This is a genomic window from Paraoerskovia marina (assembly GCF_900105445.1).
Taxonomy (GTDB): domain Bacteria; phylum Actinomycetota; class Actinomycetes; order Actinomycetales; family Cellulomonadaceae; genus Paraoerskovia; species Paraoerskovia marina.
On the sequence record NZ_LT629776.1, the window covers coordinates 2,771,079 to 2,790,635 of the forward strand.

General features: G+C 69.7%; 19 protein-coding genes. 10 read left to right on the forward strand and 9 right to left on the reverse strand.

Annotation, left to right across the window (positions count from 1 at the left end; translation table 11 throughout):
* Positions 1–34: 34 nt before the first annotated feature.
* The 6 genes from araA to BLU20_RS12630 form a co-directional block, all read right to left on the reverse strand.
* Complete coding sequence (gene araA / locus BLU20_RS12605) at positions 35–1,540, reverse strand: L-arabinose isomerase (RefSeq protein ID WP_083372723.1); 1,506 nt, start codon at positions 1,538–1,540, stop codon at positions 35–37.
* Complete coding sequence (locus BLU20_RS12610; protein WP_029252086.1) at positions 1,537–2,256, reverse strand: L-ribulose-5-phosphate 4-epimerase; 720 nt, start codon at positions 2,254–2,256, stop codon at positions 1,537–1,539. Before BLU20_RS12610 ends, araA begins: the two co-directional genes overlap by 4 nt.
* Positions 2,253–3,854 (reverse strand): xylulokinase, encoded by a 1,602-nt coding sequence (locus tag BLU20_RS12615; RefSeq protein ID WP_083373063.1) that lies wholly within the window; start codon positions 3,852–3,854, stop codon positions 2,253–2,255. Before BLU20_RS12615 ends, BLU20_RS12610 begins: the two co-directional genes overlap by 4 nt.
* 132 nt (positions 3,855–3,986) lie before the next feature.
* Positions 3,987–4,997, reverse strand: coding sequence for a LacI family DNA-binding transcriptional regulator (locus BLU20_RS12620; RefSeq protein ID WP_083372724.1), 1,011 nt, complete (start codon positions 4,995–4,997; stop codon positions 3,987–3,989).
* 26 nt (positions 4,998–5,023) lie between these two features.
* A complete protein-coding gene (proC, locus tag BLU20_RS12625) occupies positions 5,024–5,860 on the reverse strand; it encodes a pyrroline-5-carboxylate reductase (protein WP_083372725.1) in 837 nt (278 codons plus the stop codon).
* Positions 5,861–5,892: 32 nt separating this feature from the next.
* Positions 5,893–6,525, reverse strand: coding sequence for a hypothetical protein (locus tag BLU20_RS12630; protein WP_083372726.1), 633 nt, complete (start codon positions 6,523–6,525; stop codon positions 5,893–5,895).
* Positions 6,526–6,622: 97 nt separating this feature from the next.
* Between BLU20_RS12630 and radA the strand changes: the two genes are divergently transcribed.
* Both radA and disA read left to right on the forward strand, forming a co-directional pair.
* Complete coding sequence (gene radA / locus BLU20_RS12635) at positions 6,623–8,062, forward strand: DNA repair protein RadA (RefSeq protein ID WP_083372727.1); 1,440 nt, start codon at positions 6,623–6,625, stop codon at positions 8,060–8,062.
* Between the two features lie 121 nt (positions 8,063–8,183).
* Complete coding sequence (gene disA, locus BLU20_RS12640) at positions 8,184–9,263, forward strand: DNA integrity scanning diadenylate cyclase DisA (protein ID WP_029252080.1); 1,080 nt, start codon at positions 8,184–8,186, stop codon at positions 9,261–9,263.
* On the opposite strand, the gene BLU20_RS12645 is transcribed toward disA, so the two are convergent.
* On the reverse strand, positions 9,260–10,027 hold the full coding sequence (locus tag BLU20_RS12645; protein WP_157270477.1) for a hypothetical protein: 768 nt from the start codon (positions 10,025–10,027) through the stop codon (positions 9,260–9,262). The genes disA and BLU20_RS12645 overlap by 4 nt on opposite strands.
* A gap of 89 nt (positions 10,028–10,116) precedes the next feature.
* Between BLU20_RS12645 and BLU20_RS12650 the strand changes: the two genes are divergently transcribed.
* Positions 10,117–11,013 (forward strand): HhH-GPD family protein, encoded by an 897-nt coding sequence (locus BLU20_RS12650; RefSeq protein ID WP_083372729.1) that lies wholly within the window; start codon positions 10,117–10,119, stop codon positions 11,011–11,013.
* A gap of 96 nt (positions 11,014–11,109) precedes the next feature.
* Here the strand turns inward: BLU20_RS12650 and BLU20_RS12655 are convergent, their stop codons facing one another.
* Complete coding sequence (locus tag BLU20_RS12655; RefSeq protein WP_083372730.1) at positions 11,110–11,613, reverse strand: amino-acid N-acetyltransferase; 504 nt, start codon at positions 11,611–11,613, stop codon at positions 11,110–11,112.
* 100 nt (positions 11,614–11,713) lie between these two features.
* Complete coding sequence (locus BLU20_RS12660; RefSeq protein ID WP_083372731.1) at positions 11,714–12,694, reverse strand: sugar-binding transcriptional regulator; 981 nt, start codon at positions 12,692–12,694, stop codon at positions 11,714–11,716.
* Between the two features lie 82 nt (positions 12,695–12,776).
* Here BLU20_RS12660 and BLU20_RS12665 point away from each other — a divergent pair, with 82 nt between their 5' ends.
* The 7 genes from BLU20_RS12665 (at position 12,777) to BLU20_RS12695 (ending at position 19,470) form a co-directional block, all read left to right on the forward strand.
* Complete coding sequence (locus BLU20_RS12665) at positions 12,777–14,525, forward strand: glycerol-3-phosphate dehydrogenase/oxidase (protein WP_083372732.1); 1,749 nt, start codon at positions 12,777–12,779, stop codon at positions 14,523–14,525.
* Positions 14,526–14,597: 72 nt separating this feature from the next.
* Positions 14,598–15,329 (forward strand): MIP/aquaporin family protein, encoded by a 732-nt coding sequence (locus BLU20_RS12670; protein ID WP_083373064.1) that lies wholly within the window; start codon positions 14,598–14,600, stop codon positions 15,327–15,329.
* A gap of 50 nt (positions 15,330–15,379) precedes the next feature.
* Positions 15,380–16,897, forward strand: coding sequence for a glycerol kinase GlpK (glpK, locus tag BLU20_RS12675; protein WP_029252073.1), 1,518 nt, complete (start codon positions 15,380–15,382; stop codon positions 16,895–16,897).
* A 134-nt stretch (positions 16,898–17,031) separates the two neighbouring features.
* Complete coding sequence (locus BLU20_RS12680; protein WP_083372733.1) at positions 17,032–17,559, forward strand: TetR-like C-terminal domain-containing protein; 528 nt, start codon at positions 17,032–17,034, stop codon at positions 17,557–17,559.
* A gap of 81 nt (positions 17,560–17,640) precedes the next feature.
* Positions 17,641–18,273, forward strand: coding sequence for a DUF6318 family protein (locus BLU20_RS12685; protein WP_083372734.1), 633 nt, complete (start codon positions 17,641–17,643; stop codon positions 18,271–18,273).
* Positions 18,270–18,710 (forward strand): hypothetical protein, encoded by a 441-nt coding sequence (locus BLU20_RS12690; RefSeq protein ID WP_083372735.1) that lies wholly within the window; start codon positions 18,270–18,272, stop codon positions 18,708–18,710. The genes BLU20_RS12685 and BLU20_RS12690 overlap by 4 nt, the downstream gene beginning before the upstream one ends.
* 136 nt (positions 18,711–18,846) lie before the next feature.
* Complete coding sequence (locus BLU20_RS12695) at positions 18,847–19,470, forward strand: DUF6318 family protein (RefSeq protein ID WP_157270481.1); 624 nt, start codon at positions 18,847–18,849, stop codon at positions 19,468–19,470.
* Positions 19,471–19,557: the final 87 nt, after the last annotated feature.

Here is a 19,557-nt window from a genome sequence, read left to right on the forward strand (position 1 = left end):
GTCCATACCGTGGCGGTCACGATCACGTCACGGTTCACACCCCCTGAGCCAGGCGGTAGTAGACCTGGTTCCAGCGCAGCTCCTGGCGGAACGACGCCGGGGTCGTGCTCTCGTCGATGACGACGAGCTCGGAGCCCGTCATCTCGGCGAAGTCCTCGAAGACCTCGCGACTCAGGGCCGTCGTCATCACGGTGTGGTGGGCGGCGCCCGCCATCAACCACGCCTCCGCTGAGACCTCCAGCGACGGCTCCGGCTCCCAGACCGCGTGCGCGACGGGCAGGCTCGGCAGATCGGGATGCTCCACGCACCGGACGACGTTCGCGGTGAGTCGGAACCGGTCGCGCAGGTCGCTCATCGCCACGACCAGGGCGGGCCCCGGGTCGGTGTCGAAGACGAGTCGCACCGGGTCCTCGCGGTCGCCGATCCCGAGAGGGTGAATCTCCAGGCGCGGCCGGCTCGTGGTCAGTGACGGACAGATCTCGAGCATGTGCGCCCCGAGGATCCGCTCCTCACCAGGCGTCAGGTCGTAGGTGTAGTCCTCCATGAGGCTCGCGCCTCCCGGCAGCCCGTGACCCATCACCTTGGCCAACCGGACGAGCACCGCGGTCTTCCAGTCGCCCTCGGCGCCGAACCCGTACCCGTCCGCCATCAGGCGCTGGACCGCGAGGCCCGGTAGCTGGCGGAGTCCGCCCAGGTCCTCGAACGTCGTCGTGAAGGCGGAGAACTTCCCTTCCTCCAGGAAGGACCGCAGCCCGAGCTCCTGCCGGGCGCCGTACCGCAGCGCCTCGTGCCTCGCGGCGCCGGACCGCAGCTCCGGTGCGACGTCGTAGGTCCACTCGTACTCCGCGACCAGCTTGTCCACGGCTTCGTCGGCGACGGCGTCGACCCGCTCGGCGAGCTCGGCGACGCCCCACGTGTTGACGGAGACGCCGAAGTGGATCTCCGCCTCGGTCTTGTCGCCCTCGGTGACCGCGACGTTGCGCATGTTGTCGCCGAACCGGGCGAGCCGCATCGATCGCGCCGCGTCTCGACCGACGGCGGCCCGGACCCACGAGCCGACCCGTTGCTGCACCTGCGGAGAAGAGACGTGACCGACGACCGTCTTGCGCGTCATCCCGAGCCGCGTCTGGATGTACCCGAACTCCCGGTCACCGTGCGCGGCCTGGTTCAGGTTCATGAAGTCCATGTCGATCTCGGACCAGGGCAGCTCGACGTTCGCCTGCGTGTGCAGGTGCAGGAGCGGCACCGTCAGCGCCTCGAGGCCACGGATCCACATCTTCGCCGGAGAGAAGGTGTGCATCCAGACGACCACACCGACGCACGCGTCGTCGGACGACGCCGCGGTCAACGTGCGACGGATCTCCTCCGAGCTCTTGAGCACCGGCTTCCAGACGACCGAGACCGGGACGGCGTCCGCGTCGTCCAGCTCCTCCGCGATCGCGAGCGACTGGTCAGCGACCTGGGTGAGGGTCTCCGGGCCGTAGAGGTCCTGCGACCCGGTGAGGAACCAGATCTCCTTGTCCTCGAACGGATTCTTCATGCGTCTTCGTCCTCTTTCCTGGTCGAGCCGGCCGAGGCCTGCCCGTAGACGTTCTGATATCGCGCGTGGAGCGCGTCGATCTGGGGCTCGGGGATCCGCGTCGGCTCTCCGAGCTCGCGGCTGACGTGCACCGCGCGGGCGACCTCCTCGCACATCGCCGCCGCCTTCACGGCCGCCCGCGCGTCCTTGCCGACCGTGAACGGCCCGTGGTTGCGCATCAGCACCGCCGGGCTGCGCGAACCTCGCAGGGTCTCGACGATGCCGCGGCCGATCGAGTCGTCCCCGATCAGGGCGAACGGACCGACGGGGATGTCCCCGCCGAACTCGTCCGCCATCATCGTCAGGACGCACGGCACGGGCTCGCCGCGGGCGGCCCAGGCGGTCGCGTAGGTCGAGTGCGTGTGGACGACACCGCCGACCTCGGGCATGTGGCGGTAGACGTACGCATGGGCCGCCGTGTCCGATGACGGCGCACGTGTCCCCTCGACGAGGCGGCCGTCGAGGTCGCAGACGACCATCGAGTCGGCCGTGAGGTCTTCATACGTGACTCCCGACGGCTTGATCACCATCAGGTCGGCGCCGGGCACCCGCTCGGAGACGTTGCCCGCCGTCCAGACGACCAGGCCCCACCTCGTCAGCTCCGCGTGCAGTCGCGCCACCCGCTCTCGGGTCGCGTCGACGACCGCGCGGAGATCGTCGTTCACCAGGGCAGTCATCGGACGAGCTCCCCTGCTGCACGCGAGACGCGCGCCCCGTCCACGCGGACGGCTGCACGCTCGACGTCGAGACCGACCTCGTACCGCTGGAGGAAAACCGCGAACCCCGCGAGGTCCTCGGGGTCCGGGGCGACGACCGTGACCGGCGCTCCGGCGAAGACCTGCTCGGCAAGATAGCCCGCCAGGTCGACGCGATGCGCGTGCCCGAGGTACACGGCGAGCAACGCGGCGCCCCACGCACCCCCCTCCCCTGCACCCGCCCCGACCGAGACCGGCACACCGAGGGCAGCGGCGAGCAGACGCTGACCCGCCCCCTCCGTACGGAACAGGCCGCCGTGGGCGCGGATCGCGTCGAGCTCGACACCGTCACGACGCAGCACCGCCATTCCCAGGCTCAGGGTGCCGAAGATGCCGTAGACCTGGGAGCGGGCGAAGTTTGCCAGCGTCAGCTCGCTCTCCGGCGAGCGCACGACCAGCGGGCACCCCGCGTCGGTCCCGACGACAGGCTCTCCGGCGAGGTGGTTGTACGCGAGGATCCCTGCTGCGTCTGGCGCCCCGAGGAGCGCGGACCGCAGCAACACCTCATACACGTCGTCGGCCGCGACCTCGTTGCCCGTCGCGTGCGCGAACTCACGGAAGACACCCGCCCAGGCGGCGAGCTCTCCGGCGCCGTTGTTGCAGTGCACCATTGCGACGGGGGCACCCGCCGGCGTCGCCACCTGGTCGATCTCGTCGTGGACCGCAGAGAGTCCCTGCTCGAGCACCACCATGGCGAAGACGCTCGTCCCGACGCTGACGTTGCCCGTACGGGCCGCCACCGCGTTCGTCGCCACCATGCCGGTCCCGGCGTCGCCCTCGGGGGGACAGAACGGGATACCAGGCTGCAGCCGACCCGCCGGGTCGAGCAGCAGGGCGCCCTCGTCGGTCAACCTGCCGGCGTGCTGTCCCGCCGTGAGAACACGCGGCAGCAGCTCGGAGAGGGACGGGTACTCGTGCTGCGTGGCGACGGCCGAGTCGAACAGTCGGAGCCTGTCCACGTCGTACGAGGCGGCCGCCGCGTCGACGGGGAACATCCCGGCTGCGTCGCCGATCCCGAGGACCTTCTGGCCGGTCAGCCGCCAGTGGACGTATCCGGCCAACGTGGTCAGGTGCGCCACAGCAGCCACGTGCGGCTCCTCGTCGAGGATCGCCTGGTAGGCGTGCGCGACCGACCAGCGCTGCGGGATGTTGACACCGAGCAACGCGGTCAGCCCGGCCGCGGCCCGGCCGGTACCGGTGTTGCGCCAGGTACGGAAGGGCGTGAGCAGGTTGTCGAACGCGTCGAATGCCAGGTAGCCGTGCATCATCGCCGAGATGCCGATCGCCCCAAAGTGGTCGGGGCGTGCGCCGTACTGGTCGTGCGCAGATTCGAGGAGCGCGCGGACGGCCGCCTGGACGCCGACCCACACCGCGTCCAACGAGTAGGTCCAGACACCGTCGACAAGCTCGTTCTCCCAGGTGTGACTCCCGGACGCGAGCGGCGTGCCGTCGGAGTCCACGAGGCACGCCTTGATGCGCGTCGAACCGAGTTCGATGCCGAGAGCCGTACGGCCCTCCATGATCGTCGCGGCGATGCTTGCCGTGTTCACCAGGCCTCCTTGCCCGTTCGATCGTTGCCAACCGTCATCGTGTTAACGCTCACATTATGTGAGCGTTAACAATCGGATGTCAACCCCGCGGCACGACCGTGCTCAGCCGACCCGTGCCGTGGTCTCCCTGACGACGAGCTCCGGCGCGATGGCTGCGACCGAAACCGGGCCAGGCTCGGCGCGTGCCGGACCGGCCATCAACAGGTCCAGACAGGCGCGTCCCAACGTCGCGAACGGCTGACGCACGGTCGTGAGCGACGGCGCGAAGTACCGCGAACCCTCGATGTCGTCGAACCCGACAACCGAGATCTGTGCGGGCACGGAGACGCCTTGCTCCCAGAACGCGTGGAGCATCCCCAGCGCAAGCTGGTCGTTCCCGGCGAAGACCGCGGTCGTCGGCTCTCGGCCCGCGAGGTCCTCGGTCAGACGACGTCCCACGTCGTATCCGCATGCCGAGGACCAGTCACCCTGGACGAGAAGACCCTCCGGCGACACCCCGGCCGCGCCGAGCGCGTCTCTCCAGCCCTCCGTCCGTGCCCTCGCGTCGAACCAGTCGGTCGGGCCGGCCACATGGACGATCCGGCGATGACCAAGCTCTAGAAGGTGCTCGGTCGCCAGCCGCGCCCCCGCGTACTGGTCCACACCGATCGTCCGGACGACCCCGGCGCCGACCGCCGACGCGTCCGCGACGAGCACCACCGGGACCGGCGAGACGAACGTCTCGACCGCGGCCGCGACGTCGACCTGCGGCGCGATGACCACGATTCCCTCGACCCCCTGGGAGAGGAAGTGGTCGAGCACGTGGTTCATGGTCTCGGCGTCGTAGCTCGAGAGCGTCGCCACGGAGACGAAGAGCCCGACCTCTCGCGACGCCTGCTCGATCGCGATCAACGTGCTCGTCGGTCCGTAGAGCGCGGAGTCGGGTGTGACGATGCCGATCGTCCCGGAACGTCGGGTCACGAGGGCGCGTGCGGCGCTGTTGCGCCGATACCCGAGCTTCTCGATCGCGGCGAGAACTCGGTCACGGGTCTCCGGGCGAACGCTCGGGTGCTCGTTCAGCACCCGCGAGACCGTCTGGTGCGAGACGCCGGCGACCTTCGCGACGTCGGACATCGCGGGCGCTCGCCCGGAGCTCGCCACTAGACGTCGGCCTCGAGCTCGGCCGAGAGCTCGCCCGCGCGCGCCTTTGCCGCCGTGAGCGCGTCGACGAAGGCGGCACGCACGCCGCCGCGGTCGAGCTCGCGCAGCCCCGCGATCGTGGTCCCGCCGGGTGACGAGACCTTCTCGCGGAGGATCGCGGGGTGCTCGCCGGTCTCCTGGACCATCGTGGCCGCACCGAGCACGGTCTGCGCCGCCAGCTGGGCGGCGGTGGCGCGCGGGATGCCCATGAGCGTGCCCGCCTCGGACAGCGCATCGAGCACGTAGAAGACGTACGCCGGGCCGGAGCCGGAGAGCGCCGCGACGGCCGCCTGGTCCTTCTCCGCGATGCGGATCACGAGGCCGGTCGAGGCGAGCAGCGTCTCGACGAGCTCGAGGTGCTCGTCGGTCGCGGCGACCCCGGGGCTGATGGCGCTGACACCCACGCCGATCGAGGACGGGGTGTTGGGCATCACGCGGACGAAGGGGGTCCCCTCGGGCAGGCGCTTCTCGTAGAACGCGCAGGAGAGGCCGACGGCGACGGTGAGGACGAGGGTGCCCGGGCGGACCGCCGACGAGATCTCCTCGGTCAGCGCACCGATGTCCTTCGGCTTCACGCCCAGGATCACGACGTCGGCCTCGGCCGCGGCGGCCACGTTGTCGTGCGTGGTCCGCACCCCGTGGGTGCGGGCGAGCTCGTCGGCCCGTTCAGGACGGCGCGCCGTCGCGACGACGCGCTCGGGGTCCCAGCCTGCGGAGAGGATGCCGGTGAGCGCCGTCTCGCCCATGACCCCGGTGCCGAGGACCGCGATCAGTGCCTGCTCCTGCGTCTGCGTCATTCGATTCCCATCTCGTCGATCACGCCGTACCGTCAGAACGGGTACGCCGCGTAGAAGTCTTCAATGTCCTCGCTCGGGCCCGTCGCGCTGACGACGACCGTCCCGTTGCGCCACACCACGGTCCCACGACCGTCGCCGGTCGTGCGACGCGTCCACGTGCCGACGGTCTCGTCGTCGGCCTCGACGACCCCCGTCGTCGCCTCCGCCGGCCCCGCGGTCTCGTCGATCACCTCGAAGGCCTCCAGCGCCTCGCTCGGTCCCGACCACTGCCCGACGACGACGTCGACCGTGTCCGCGTCCGACCCCTCGCCGTCCGCGTACGTCAGGCTCCACATCTCGACGGGACCCGTCGCGTCGAACTCGGGCTCGTTGCGCTCGTCGACGAGGACGAAGCGCAGGACCTCGTCCGGCAGGGCGGACTGCAAAGCAGTGAGGTCGTCGGCCCGGTCCACGGGGTCGATCGTGGGGGTGGTCGGGTCGGGCTCCTGCGTCTCGGACGCGGCCTCCCCACTCGTCCCCGCGTCTTCCTCGTCGCCACCGGTGGCCCATCCCGGCCAGACGAAGAGGAGGACGGGAAGGAGGACGAGGAGCGTCAGGAGAAGGAGGACGACCGCCCGACGACGTCGGTACACCTGCGGGCTGATCCCCGCCCGTCCGTTGCCCATCGAGCATGCCCTCCCTGGTCGCCGTGCCGAGACCGCCTCACGGCGATGCGGGCCCAGCCTAGTGCGCAGATCCGCGCGTCGGCGGCGCCACCCGGCGATGTCAGGGGGTGCGGCTAGCGTCACACGGGTGAAGAGCGCCACGAAGCAGACACGTCCCGGGTACCGGTGCACCGAGTGCGGCTGGACCACCGCCAAGTGGGTGGGCCGGTGCGGCGAGTGCCAGGTGTGGGGCAGCGTCGTCGAGGCGGGGGCGAGCACCTCGGGTCCGCGGACGACGGCGTCCCCCACCCGTGCGCCGGCGCGCCCGATCGCGGACATCGACGTGGACTCCACGCGGGCCGCGCCGACCGGTATCAGCGAGCTCGACCGTGTGCTCGGTGGCGGGATCGTCCCGGGCGCGGTGGTTCTCCTGGCGGGCGAACCCGGCGTCGGGAAATCGACGCTGCTCCTCGCGGCCGCGAGCGAGGTCGCCACCTCGGGGCGCACGGTGCTCTACGTGACGGGCGAGGAGTCCGCCGGGCAGGTGCGGCTGCGAGCCGAGCGGATCGACGCGCTCGCCCCGAGGCTCCTGCTCGCCGCCGAGACCGACCTCGGCTCCGTCCTGGGGCACGTGGAGGCGGCGCAGCCCGACCTCCTGGTCGTGGACTCCGTGCAGACCATCGCGTCGGGCGAGGTCGACGGCGCTCCGGGCGGCGTCTCACAGGTCCGCGAGGTCGCGGGCGCGCTGATCGCGGCCGCCAAGGAGCGCGACATGCCCGTCATCCTCGTGGGCCACGTCACGAAGGACGGTACGGTCGCCGGCCCGCGGACCCTCGAGCACCTCGTCGACGTCGTGTGCCAGTTCGAGGGCGACCGTCACTCCCGGCTGCGGTTCGTCCGTGCCGTGAAGAACCGCTACGGGCCCACCGACGAGGTGGGCTGCTTCGACCTCACCGAGACCGGGATCGTCGGACTTGCCGACCCCAGCGGCCTGTTCCTGTCGCACACGGGCGAGCCCGCACCGGGGACGTGCCTGACCGTGACGCTCGACGGGCGACGCCCGTTGGCCCTCGAGATCCAGTCCCTCGTCGTGCCGAGCTCCCTCGCCAACCCCCGGCGTACCACCGCTGGGGTGGAGTCGAGCAGGCTCGCGATGATCCTGGCCGTGATGCACCGTCACGCCGGTGTACGGCTGCACGACCACGATGTGTACGTGTCCACGATCGGCGGCGCGAAGGTCGGGGAACCCGCCGCGGATCTCGCGACGGCCATCGCCACCGTCTCCGCCAAGGAGAACCAGGCGCTGCCTCAGGGCACTCTCGCGATCGGGGAGGTCGGCCTCGCCGGGGACATCCGCCCGGTCACCGGCCTCGGACGGCGGCTCAACGAGGCTGCGCGGCTCGGGTTCCGGCGCGCGGTCGTCCCGGACCGCTCCGACGTGACAGCCCCCGAGGGGCTCGAGGTGCTCCGGGCCGGCCATCTCGCCGAGGCCGTGGAGCTCGCACGGAACGGGCTGCCGGCTCCAAAGCGCTCCCGGAGCGAGCCCGCGCCCTTCTAGACCGCACCCTGACCTGCGACGTCGTGGTCCGTACGTTCACGATCCGCGCACGTCCTCCACACGATGCCCACACCTCACCCGACGGATACCCCGCGAGACACCTAGGATTCTCTCTGTGCCGATGAACCCCCGCCCTGACGACGAACGACTCCGCGCCACGCTCGCGCGCGTCGCGCCCGGGACGGAGCTCCGCGACGGACTTGAACGAATCCTCCGCGGACGCACCGGCGCACTGATCGTGCTCGGCCTCGACCCCGTCGTCGAGTCGATCTGCTCGGGCGGGTTCGTCCTCGACGTCGAGTTCTCCGCGACGCGCCTGCGCGAGCTGTCGAAGATGGACGGCGCCGTGGTCGTCAACGACGACGCGACGCGCATCCTGCGGGCAGCCGTCCAGCTGCTGCCCGACCACTCGATCGAGACGACCGAGTCCGGCACCCGGCACCGCACCGCCGAGCGCGTCGCCAAGCAGACCGGCCTGCCCGTCGTGTCCGTCAGCCAGTCGATGAACATCGTCGCGGTCTACCTGCAGAACAAGCGCTACGCGCTCGAGGACTCGGACACGATCCTCTCCCGCGCCAACCAGGCGCTCGCCACGTTGGAACGCTACCGGTCACGCCTGGACGAGGTCAGCGGCACGCTCTCCGCCCTCGAGATCGAGGACCTCGTCACCGTCCGAGACGTGTGTGCCGTCGTCCAGCGGCTCGAGATGGTCACCCGCATCTCCGACGAGATCGCGGGCTACGTCACCGAGCTCGGCAGCGACGGACGACTCCTCTCGCTCCAGCTCGACGAGCTCATGGGCGGGATCGGGGCCGACCGGGACTTCGTGATCCGCGACTACGTCGACGCCGACCGCCACGGTCGCAGTGCCGAGAGCGTCCGTGCGTCGCTCGACGCACTCACCTCGGCGCAGTTGCTCGACCTCGGCGAGATCGGACGCGTCCTGGGCATGCCCGGCGGCGGCGACGCGCTCGACGCCCCCGTCGCACCGCACGGCTACCGACTGCTGTCGAAGGTGCCGCGCCTTCCTCCGACGATCCTCGACCGGCTGGTCCGCCACTTTGGGAGCCTCCAGAAGCTCCTGGCCGCCGGCATCGAGGACCTCATGGCCGTCGACGGCGTCGGCGAGCAGCGGGCGCGTGCCGTCCGTGAGGGCCTCTCGCGCCTCGCCGAGTCGTCGATCCTCGAGCGGTACGTCTAGGACTTTTCGACGGAGTCCTCGGCCGCGGGCTCGTCCGCACCGGACTTCTCGTCCTGTGCAGGAGTCTCGGCGTCGGCCTCCTTGTCCGCCTTCTCGCCCTCGGCCTCGTCGTCAGCCGGCTCCTCGGTCTTCGCCGCGGCATCCTCGGCGTCCTCGGCGGGTTCCGTCGTGGGGTCGGGCTCCGGTGCAGGCTCGAGGGTGAACGACACGGGAGGCGTCGTCGCGTCCGGGACGTCCGTCACCTCGGCGCGCGCGGTGTAGTCCCCCGCCGTGGCGCTCCCCGCAGCCTCGCACGACCCGTCTGTCCGCGTGAGGTCCCAGGTCACGTCGTTGGTGTCGACGTCACCCGGGCTCATCAGCAGCATCCGCTCGTCCACCGGGCAGTCGGCCGAGGACCACACGGCCCCGTCGTCGTCCGCGACCGTCACGGCCACGCCGTTCTGCGAACCGTTCACCAGGCAGGGTTGCCGGCCGACGTGCGTGACGCGCACGGCGAACCGTGGCCGGTCCCCTGCCTCGAAGCTCTCGGCAGCGGGCTGCAGGGCGATGTCGAGGTCGTCAGCCTCGCAGGCGACGGTCGCGCTCGTCGTCGCGGGCTCCGGGGGCGCGGACTTCTCGGCGGACTCCATCGGTGACGCGTCGGCCGGGTCGGCGATCAGCGCACGGACTCCGAGGACGACGCCCACCACCACCGCGAGCGCGACGGCGAGGACGAGCAGCCGACGCACGAGGAACGTCCCCCTGCCGGGGCCTGTGGTGCTCACGACTACCTCCAAGATCTGCGTGGTGGGGACCACCGTAATCGGTCCCGCATGCCCCACCGCCCCACCGCGCCGGGCACAATGGGCCTGCCATGCCGACCACACACCGCCCCGACGTCACCGCCCGGCTCCGGACCGCCGTCGTGCGGTGGTTCGACGAGTCCGCCCGCGACCTCCCCTGGCGCGCCTCGAGCTGCTCGGCCTGGGGGGTGCTGGTCAGCGAGGTGATGCTGCAGCAGACGCCCGTCGTCCGGGTCGAGCCGCGCTGGCGCGCGTGGATGGAACGGTGGCCGACCCCGGCCGACCTTGCCGGCGCCTCGACGGCCGACGTGCTCCGCGCGTGGGACCGGCTCGGGTACCCGCGGCGCGCGCTCAGGCTCCAGGAGTGCGCGCGGGTGATCGTCGAGCGGCACGGTGGGCAGGTGCCGGCGGACGAGGAGGCCCTCGTCGCCCTGCCGGGGGTCGGCACCTACACCGCCGCGGCGGTCGCTGCCTTCGCGTTCGGGCGTCGCAGCGTGGTGGTCGACACGAACGTCCGGAGGGTGCTCGCGCGCACGATCACCGGCACGGCGCTCCCCCCACCCTCGCCCCGCGCGGAGGAGCGTCGGCTCGCGGCGTCGGTCGTGCCCGACGACGCGCGGGACGCCGCACGGTGGGCGGCCGCGTCGATGGAGCTCGGGGCGGTGGTCTGCACCGCACGGTCACCTCGCTGCGACGAGTGTCCCGTGCGGTCCCTGTGCGCGTGGAACCTCGCGGGTCGTCCGGCGGACGAGCACGCCTCACGACGCCGCGGACAGGCCTGGGAAGGCACGGACCGCCAGGTCCGCGGTCGTGTGATGAGGATCCTCCGGGATGCCTCCGGCCCGGTCCTGACGTCCGCTCTCACCGACGTCTCGGCCGACCCCGCCCAGGCGTCCCGGTGTCTTGCCGGCCTGGTCGAGGACGGGCTGGTCGAGATCGACGGCGAGGTCGCGAGGCTCCCTGCCTGACCGACGTCGGCCACGGTGCGCAGGTCACGAGTCGCGGTTGCCGGTCACGTGTGCATGGTCACAGGTCGCAGGCCCTGGGCCGCCGGCACCCAGGCGTCAGAGGTGGGCGATCATCCGCGTGTTCCCCAGGGTGTTCGGCTTGACCCTCGCGAGATCCAGGAACTCCGCGACCCCGTCGTCGGGCGACCGGAGCAGCTCTGCGTAGACCTCGGGGGTCACCGCCTCGCCCGTGAGCTCGGCGAAGCCGTGCCGGCCGAAGAACTCGACCTCGAACGTCAGGCAGAAGACGCGCTGCAGACCGAGGGTCCGCGCCCGGTCGAGCAGCTCACGGACGAGGAGATGACCAAGTCCGCGACCGCGCCAGCCCGGGTCGACGGCAACCGTGCGCACCTCGGCGAGGTCTTCCCAGAGCACGTGGAGCGCCCCGCATCCCACGACGACGCCGTCGGCCTCGGCGACGAGGAACTCCTGCACGGACTCGAAGTAGACGACGAGGTCCTTGGCGAGCAGGCGTCGATCCACGGCATACGGCTCGACGAGAGAGGCGATCGAGCGCACGTCCGCGGGCAGGGCCGGGCGGATGCTCACGATCGACTGCATATCCATGCGAGCGACTGTATACCCGAGTGCCGCCGAGGGGCACGTTGTTGTCCTCCGAACCCCCGCGTGAGGACCACAACGTACCGCTCGGCAGGGGACGCTAGTCCCGCAGCAGCCGCAGCGCCGTCGCCTCGTCGATCACGAGCGACGTGATCGTGCCGGCCGCGAGCGCCGCCCGCAGGGGGACAACCTTGTTGTCACCGGCGACCGCGCAGACCCGCCGCGGCACGGTCATGAGATCCGCGGGGCTCGGCCCGGTGGCCCGCTCGTTGAGCGCGATGTCCGAGTACGTCCCGTCCTCACGGAGAAAGACGGTGCACACGTCACCGACCACGCCCTCCTCGTCGAGCACGGCGATGTCCTCGGGCTCGAGGTATCCCGCGGAGTAGACGTGGCTCGGGAGCCCGCCCGAGAGCGCCCCGACGGAGAAGAGTGCGATGTCCGCCCGGTGCTGGACGTCGAGGACCCGCTGGATCGAGCGCTCTCTCCACATCGCCCGCTTGGTCTCGGCGTAGTCGAAGAAGGCTGGCACCGGGAAGTGGTGCGGGTGCGCCTCGAAGGCGTCGGCGAACGCGGTGACGAGGTCACCGGCGTAGTGCACCCCGGAGGTGCGGACGTTCGCGGCGCCGTTGAGCTGGACGATCGCGCTGCCGCGCGTGGGCTTGCGCGTGAGGTGCCGGGCGATCGCGACGAGCGTGGTGCCCCACGCGATGCCGACGATGGTGTCGGACTCGACCCAGGTGTCGAGGAGCCGTGCCGCCGTGCGCGCCACCTGGTCCAGCCTCTCGACCTCGGTCGCCGACTCCGGGACGGGCACCACCCAGACGTCGACGCCGAACCGGTCCTCGATCCGCTGGGCGAGCCCGGGCGCACGGCTTCCAGAAGGCCGGAGCGTGATCTCCACGAGCCCCGTCTCCCGTGCACGCTTGACCAGCCGCGACACCGTGCTGCGCGAGGTGTGCAGATGTTTGGCTATCGCCTCCATCTTCATGTCCTGCAGGTAATACATGGATGCGGCCCGCAGGACGTCCTGCTCCCGGTCGATTGATCCCAACCCCTCACCACGGTTCGCCTTGCACATGTGTGCACACCGGTTGCGCGCACGTTCCAACCGTGGTCACGTTAACCCGTACGAGGCAGTAACACCTGACGGAGGAGAACCGATGGCGTCCGCACGACTCACCACCCATTCACGCCAGCAGGCCCTCGACGCGTTGCAGGCGAGCTCGGCCCCCAGCGAGGAGCTCGACGTGCTCGTCATCGGGGGCGGAGTCACGGGCGCCGGAATCGCCCTCGACGCGGCGACGCGCGGACTCTCGACCGGGATCGTCGAGTCCCAGGACTGGGCCTCCGGGACCTCGAGCCGCTCCTCCAAGCTCGTGCACGGAGGACTCCGGTACCTCCAGATGCTCGACTTCAACCTCGTCCACGAGGCACTGACCGAGCGCGACCTCCTGCTCAAGACGATCGCGCCGCACCTGGTCAAGCCCGTCGCCTTCCTCTACCCGCTCGAGCACCGTGTCTGGGAGCGCGCTTACGTCGGCACCGGCATCGCGATGTACGACACGCTCGCGAGCCTCGCGTCCGGCAAACGCGCCCTCCCGCTGCACCGCCACGTGTCCAAGCGCGGGATGGAGCGCAAGTTCCCCGACCTCGCCCACGACGCCGCGATCGGCGCAGTCCAGTACTGGGACGCCACCGTCGACGACGCCCGCCTCGTCACCACCCTCGTCCGCACGGCCGCCTCGTACGGCGCCCACGCGGCGTCGCGCACCCAGGTCGTCGAGCTGACCAAGGGGGCGACCGGGACCGTCAACGGCGCCGTCGTCGTCGACCTCGAGACCGGTCGCGAGATCACCGTCCGCGCCCGCTCCGTGATCAACGCGACCGGCGTCTGGACCGAGGACACCGAGGCACTGTCGGGTGACGAGGGCGGCCTCAAGGTGCTCGCGTCCAAGGGCATCCACATCGTCGTGCCCCGCGAGCGCATCAAGGGTCAGGTCGGCCTGATCCTGCAGACCGAGAAGTCGGTCCTCTTCGTCATCCCGTGGTCGCGCTACTGGGTGATCGGCACCACCGACACCCCGTGGGAGCAGGAGCTCACCCACCCCGTCGCGACGTCGGCCGACATCGACTACGTCATCGAGCACGCGAACGCGGTGCTCGCCAAGCCGCTGACCCGCGAGGACGTGATCGGGACGTGGGCCGGGCTGCGCCCGCTGCTGCAGCCGGGCACCAAGGAGGGCACCAGCTCGTCCAAGGTGTCGCGCGAGCACACGGTGGCAAGCCCCACGCCCGGCCTCACCGTCATCGCGGGCGGCAAGCTGACGACCTACCGCGTCATGGCCGAGGACGCCGTCGACTTCGCGATCGGTCAGCGCGCCTCGGCCCTCCCGTCCATCACGGACCAGATCCCGCTCGCGGGCGCCGTCGGTCTCAAGGCCGTCCAGCGCCAGGCCCGCACGTGGGCGCACCGCTACGGCTGGACCACGCAGATGGTCGACCACCTGCTGCACCGGTACGGCTCCAACCTCCGCGAGATCGTCGAGCTGTGCCAGCAGGACCCGTCGCTGGCCAAGACGCTCGAGGCCACCGACGCCTACCTGCGCGCCGAGATCCTCTACGCCGCCACCCACGAGGGCGCCGTCCACCTCGAGGACATCCTCCTCCACCGCACACGCATCAACTACGAGGTGCCCGACCGTGGGGTCTCCGCGCTGCAGGAGATTACCGACCTCGTCGCCCCGGAGCTCGGGTGGGACGAGGAGCGGAAGGCGCACGAGATCGAGTCCTACACCGCACGAGCCGCGGCAGAAGATGCCGCAGAGAAGGAACCAGATGACGCGAGCGCCGAGCGCACCCGCCTCGACGCCCCTGATATCGCACCGTTCAAGCCACTTCGCACCAACTGACAACCGCGACGTCGCACCTGCGCGGCGTGACGCCACTCCGACGACGAAGTCGACACGAAAGAGAGAATGACCATGGACGTCTGGTCCGACCTGATCCTTCCCGAGTTCCTGGGAACGATGATGCTGCTCCTGCTCGGTGCCGGTGTGGTGGCCAATGCCATCCTGCCCAAGACGAAGGGTGAGGGCGGCGGCTGGCTGATGATCAACTTCGGCTGGGGCCTCGGTGTCTTCGCCGGTGTGTACGTCGCGTTCTCGACCGGCGCGCACATCAACCCCGCCGTCACGTTCGGCATCTGGGCCTCGGGCGCCGAGGAGTTCGCCCCCGGCATCCCCGTCACGGCGGCGAACGGGTTCTGGTACGTCACCGCACAGATCGCCGGTGCCGCGGTCGGTTCCGCGCTCGCCTTCCTCGCCTACAAGAAGCACTTCGACGAGCAGGCCGACCCGGCCGTCAAGCTCGGTGTCTTCTCCACCGGTCCGGAGCTGCGCTCGTACGGATGGAACTTCGTCACCGAGGTCATCGCGACCTTCACGCTCGTGTTCGTCGTCCTGAGCTTCGGCAACTCGCCCGTCGACCTGGGCCCGCTCGCCGTCGCCCTCCTTGTGGTCGGCATCGGCGCCTCGATCGGTGGACCGACCGGGTACGCCATCAACCCGGCACGTGACTTCGGCCCCCGTATCGCGCACGCTCTGCTCCCGATCAAGGGCAAGGGTTCCAGCGACTGGGCCTACTCGTGGGTCCCGATCGCCGGACCGCTCGTCGGCGGTGGCATCGCGGGCGTGCTCGCCGGCGCCATCTACTGAACCGTCCCCTGACACACGATCCATCAACGCTGAAGGACTGAGGAAAAACTATGGCTGACTACGTTCTCGCCATCGACCAGGGCACGACCAGCTCCCGCGCCATCGTCTTCGACCACTCTGGGTCGATCGTCTCGACCGGCCAGCTCGAGCACGACCAGATCTTCCCGAAGGCCGGCTGGGTCGAGCACAACCCCGAGCAGATCTGGAACAACGTCCGCGAAGCCGTCGGCCTCGCGCTGACGCGCGGCGACGTCACCCACCAGGACATCGCCGCCGTCGGCATCACCAACCAGCGCGAGACCGCCGTCGTGTGGGACAAGAACACCGGCAAGCCCGTGTACAACGCGATCGTGTGGCAGGACACGCGGACGCAGAAGATCGTCGACGAGCTCGGCGGCGACGAGGGCGCGGAGAAGTACAAGGCGATCGTCGGCCTGCCGCTGGCCACCTACTTCGCCGGACCCAAGGTCAAGTGGATCCTCGACAACGTCGAGGGCGCCCGGGAGAAGGCCGAGAACGGCGACCTGCTCTTCGGCACCACCGACACCTGGGTGCTGTGGAACATGACCGGCGGTCCCGACGGCGGTGTGCACGTCACCGACGTCACCAACGCCTCGCGCACCATGCTGATGGACCTCGACACGCTCTCCTGGCGTGAGGACATCGCCGCAGACATGGGCATCCCGATGTCGATGCTGCCGGAGATCAAGTCCTCGTCCGAGGTCTACGGCAAGGGCCGCGAGCGCGGCATGGTCCCCGGCGTCCCGATCGCGGGCATCCTCGGCGACCAGCAGGCGGCGACCTTCGGGCAGGCCTGCTTCGAGGTCGGCCAGGCCAAGAACACCTACGGCACCGGCAACTTCATGCTGATCAACACGGGCACAGAGAAGGTCATGAGCGAGAACGGCCTGCTCACCACCCTCTGCTACAAGATCGGCGACAACGACGCGGTCTACGCCCTCGAGGGTTCGATCGCCGTCACAGGCTCGCTGGTGCAGTGGCTGCGCGACAACCTCGGCCTGTTCGAGGACGCCCCCGACGTCGAGTGGCTGGCCGGCAAGGTCGAGGACAACGGCGGGGCGTACTTCGTCCCGGCGTTCTCCGGCCTCTTCGCCCCGTACTGGCGCTCCGACGCCCGCGGTGCGCTCGTCGGACTGACCCGCTTCGTCAACCGCAACCACATCGCTCGCGCAGCTCTCGAGTCGACGGCCTTCCAGACCCGCGAGGTGCTTGACGCGATGAACGCCGACTCGGGCGTCGACCTCAAGGAGCTGCGCGTCGACGGCGGCATGGTCGCCAACGAGCTGCTCATGCAGTTCCAGGCCGACCAGCTCGGTGTCGACGTCGTCCGTCCCAAGGTGGCCGAGACGACGGCGCTCGGTGCCGCGTACGCTGCTGGGATCGCCGTCGGATTCTGGAGCGGTGAGCAGGACGTCATCGACAACTGGGCCGAGGGCAAGCGCTGGTCCCCGTCGATGGACGAGGGGGAGCGCGAGCGTCTCTACCGCAACTGGAAGAAGGCAGTGACGAAGACGATGGACTGGGTCGACGACGACGTCGAGCAGTAGCACCGGAGCCCGCTAGCCAGGGGTCGACACCCCTCCGAAGGCCGTCCGGTATCTGCCGGACGGCCTTCGGCGTGTGAAAGGACAACTCGATGGACCCGCGTTCTGAGCGCACCGTACGACTTCTTCAGGATGCCGTGACGACTCTCGTGTCGGAACGCGACCTCGGCGATATCTCGGTCTCGGCGCTGGCTGCGGCGGCCGATGTGAACCGCAGCTCGTTCTACCAGCACTACGAGCGCATCGAGGACGTGCTCGCGGACGCCCTCGACCGCGAGCTCGAGGCGGTCGACGCCGACTTCCGGGTCGTCGACCCGCGACCGCACACCCCGCCCCCCGAGACCCTGGTCCGGTACCTGACCGTCGTGGACGAGAACCGCACCCTGTATCGCCGGGCCCTCGGCGCGCACGGGTCCCCCCAGGCGCTGTCGAGACTCCTCCATCGGCTGGAGGGCTCCACCAAGCGTGCGCTCACGGCGCTCAGCGGCAGCCACACCACCGTCGACATCCCGATCGACGTGATCGCGGCGGCGACCGCGGGCAGTGTGCTCGGGATGATCGTCCACTGGGTCGAGTCAGATGCTCCCGCATCCGTCGACCAGCAGGCCCGGTGGATCTGGTCGTACCTGACCGAGGAGCGCCTGACGCACCAGGTGCGCCCCTGACCCGAGTTATCCACAACCCCTCGGCAGGTGGGTGGCGATTCTCGCTACCGTGCGCGGACTGTCGCCTGCTGAGGAGTTCCCATGCGCGTCCGACGCCGCACGCTCGCCCTTGTCCTGCCCGTCGCACTCGCCCTCAGTCTGGGAGGCTGCTCGTCCGACGACGAGCCCGAGCCCGGTTCGGGTGTCACCACGAGCGCGGCATCGACCGCATCGGCGTCCGAGACGCCTGAGCCGGCCGAGAGCCCCGAGCCGGAACCCGCCGAGACCGCACCGACACCGCCACCACGCCCGACGGCGATGGACGACACCGGAAAGAAGGGCGCGCAGGCTGCCGCTGAGTACTTCATCGCGCTGCTCAATTTCGGGTTGGCAAGTGGGAACTCGCAGCCACTCGCTGCGATCAGACTTCCGGATATGTGTGTCACCTGCGGCAACTTCATCGATCGGATCGATTCATATGACGACTCGAACTACAGCGTCGAGGGAGGTGTGGGTTCGCTTTCTGATCTGGACGTCAGCGAGCGCGACACGCTCACGGGCGGCTACGCAGTCTTCGCAAAGTTCGCGACGGAAACGATGACCGTCACGGACCCCGGTGGTGACGTGGTCGAATCGGTCGGCGGCGACGATGGGAATCTCCAGATCGACGTCATGCACGACGGCACCGACTGGAAGGTCATGTCGATGGTCACCGACCAAGGACGCGCCGAATGATCGAGGTCGGTGCGGCATTGGCGCTTCTTGCACTCACTGCCTCAGGGGGGCTCTACGACTCGGATGCTCAAGGTGACCAGGTCACCGTCAACGTCGAGATGTCCACCGCGTACCGGAAAGTCCCCACGAGCACTGCCCCCGACACCGAACGCTACCGACGCATCCCTGTGTTTCTCTGTCTGGACGCGGAAGCTCAACGGTCCGCCGAGATCGCCGCGACCTGCGCCGCAGTACTGACCCTGGGCGAGCTACCCGAGTGCACCGACGACGAGATCCTCCTCGACCCGCTCTTCGTCTCCACCCGCGACAACGAGACCACGCCCTGGAGCACCTGCGCCGACGTTCCCGACACCGCCACCACCACCTCTACCAGCAACCCCCTCGACGTCCTCGAACTCACCCCACGACTCGTCACAGACCCCCTCACCCAGTACTGAAGGCACGAGGGTTCGGTGAACTAACGGCAGGAGGGGTCAGTGAAGTCGGACCAGGCCCTCGTTATCCACAGCCCTTCCGCGGACAGGTGTCAATTCTCGCTACCGTGCGCGAACTGTCGCCTGCTGAGGAGTTTCCATGCGCGTCCGACGTCGCACGCCCGCCCTTGCCCTTCCCGTCGCCCTGATCCTCGGTCTAGGAAGCTGCTCGTCCGGCGACGAACCCGGGCCCGGTACGGATGCCACCACGAGCACAGCACCGACCGGGTCGGCGTCCGAGACGACCGAGATCCCCGAGTCGGAACCGAGCGAGACCGCACCGACACCGCCACCACGCCCGGCGGCGATGCACGACACCGGAAAGAAGGGCGCTCAGGCTGCGGCTGAGCACTTCATCGCGCTGGTCGGATATGCGCTTCAGGGCGGGGACACGGCCCCGCTTCAAGAGATCCGATTCGCAGGGATGTGCAGTTCGTGTCAGAACTTCATTGATACAGCCGATCAATATTCAGCGGACGGAGCATTCGTAGAAGGTGGCGCGATCTCCCTCTCCGACTTCACCGTGAGCGACCGGGATTCACTCACAGGTGGGCACGCGGTCAGTGCTGCTTTCTCCATGGAAGAGATGATCGTCACCGCGTCGGACGGAGACGAGGTGGAGTCGTTCGAGCCCGACACTGGGTATCTTCAGATTGACGTGGTCCATGACGGCGACGACTGGCGAGTCATGGCGATGACTTCGGATCAGGGCGCCGCTCAGTGATCGCGGGGCTCGTGTACGCGATTGCAGTTCACTCCCTGATCGACGTCTCCTTCATCGATGTTCAGACGAGCGACGAGTCCGTCGCGA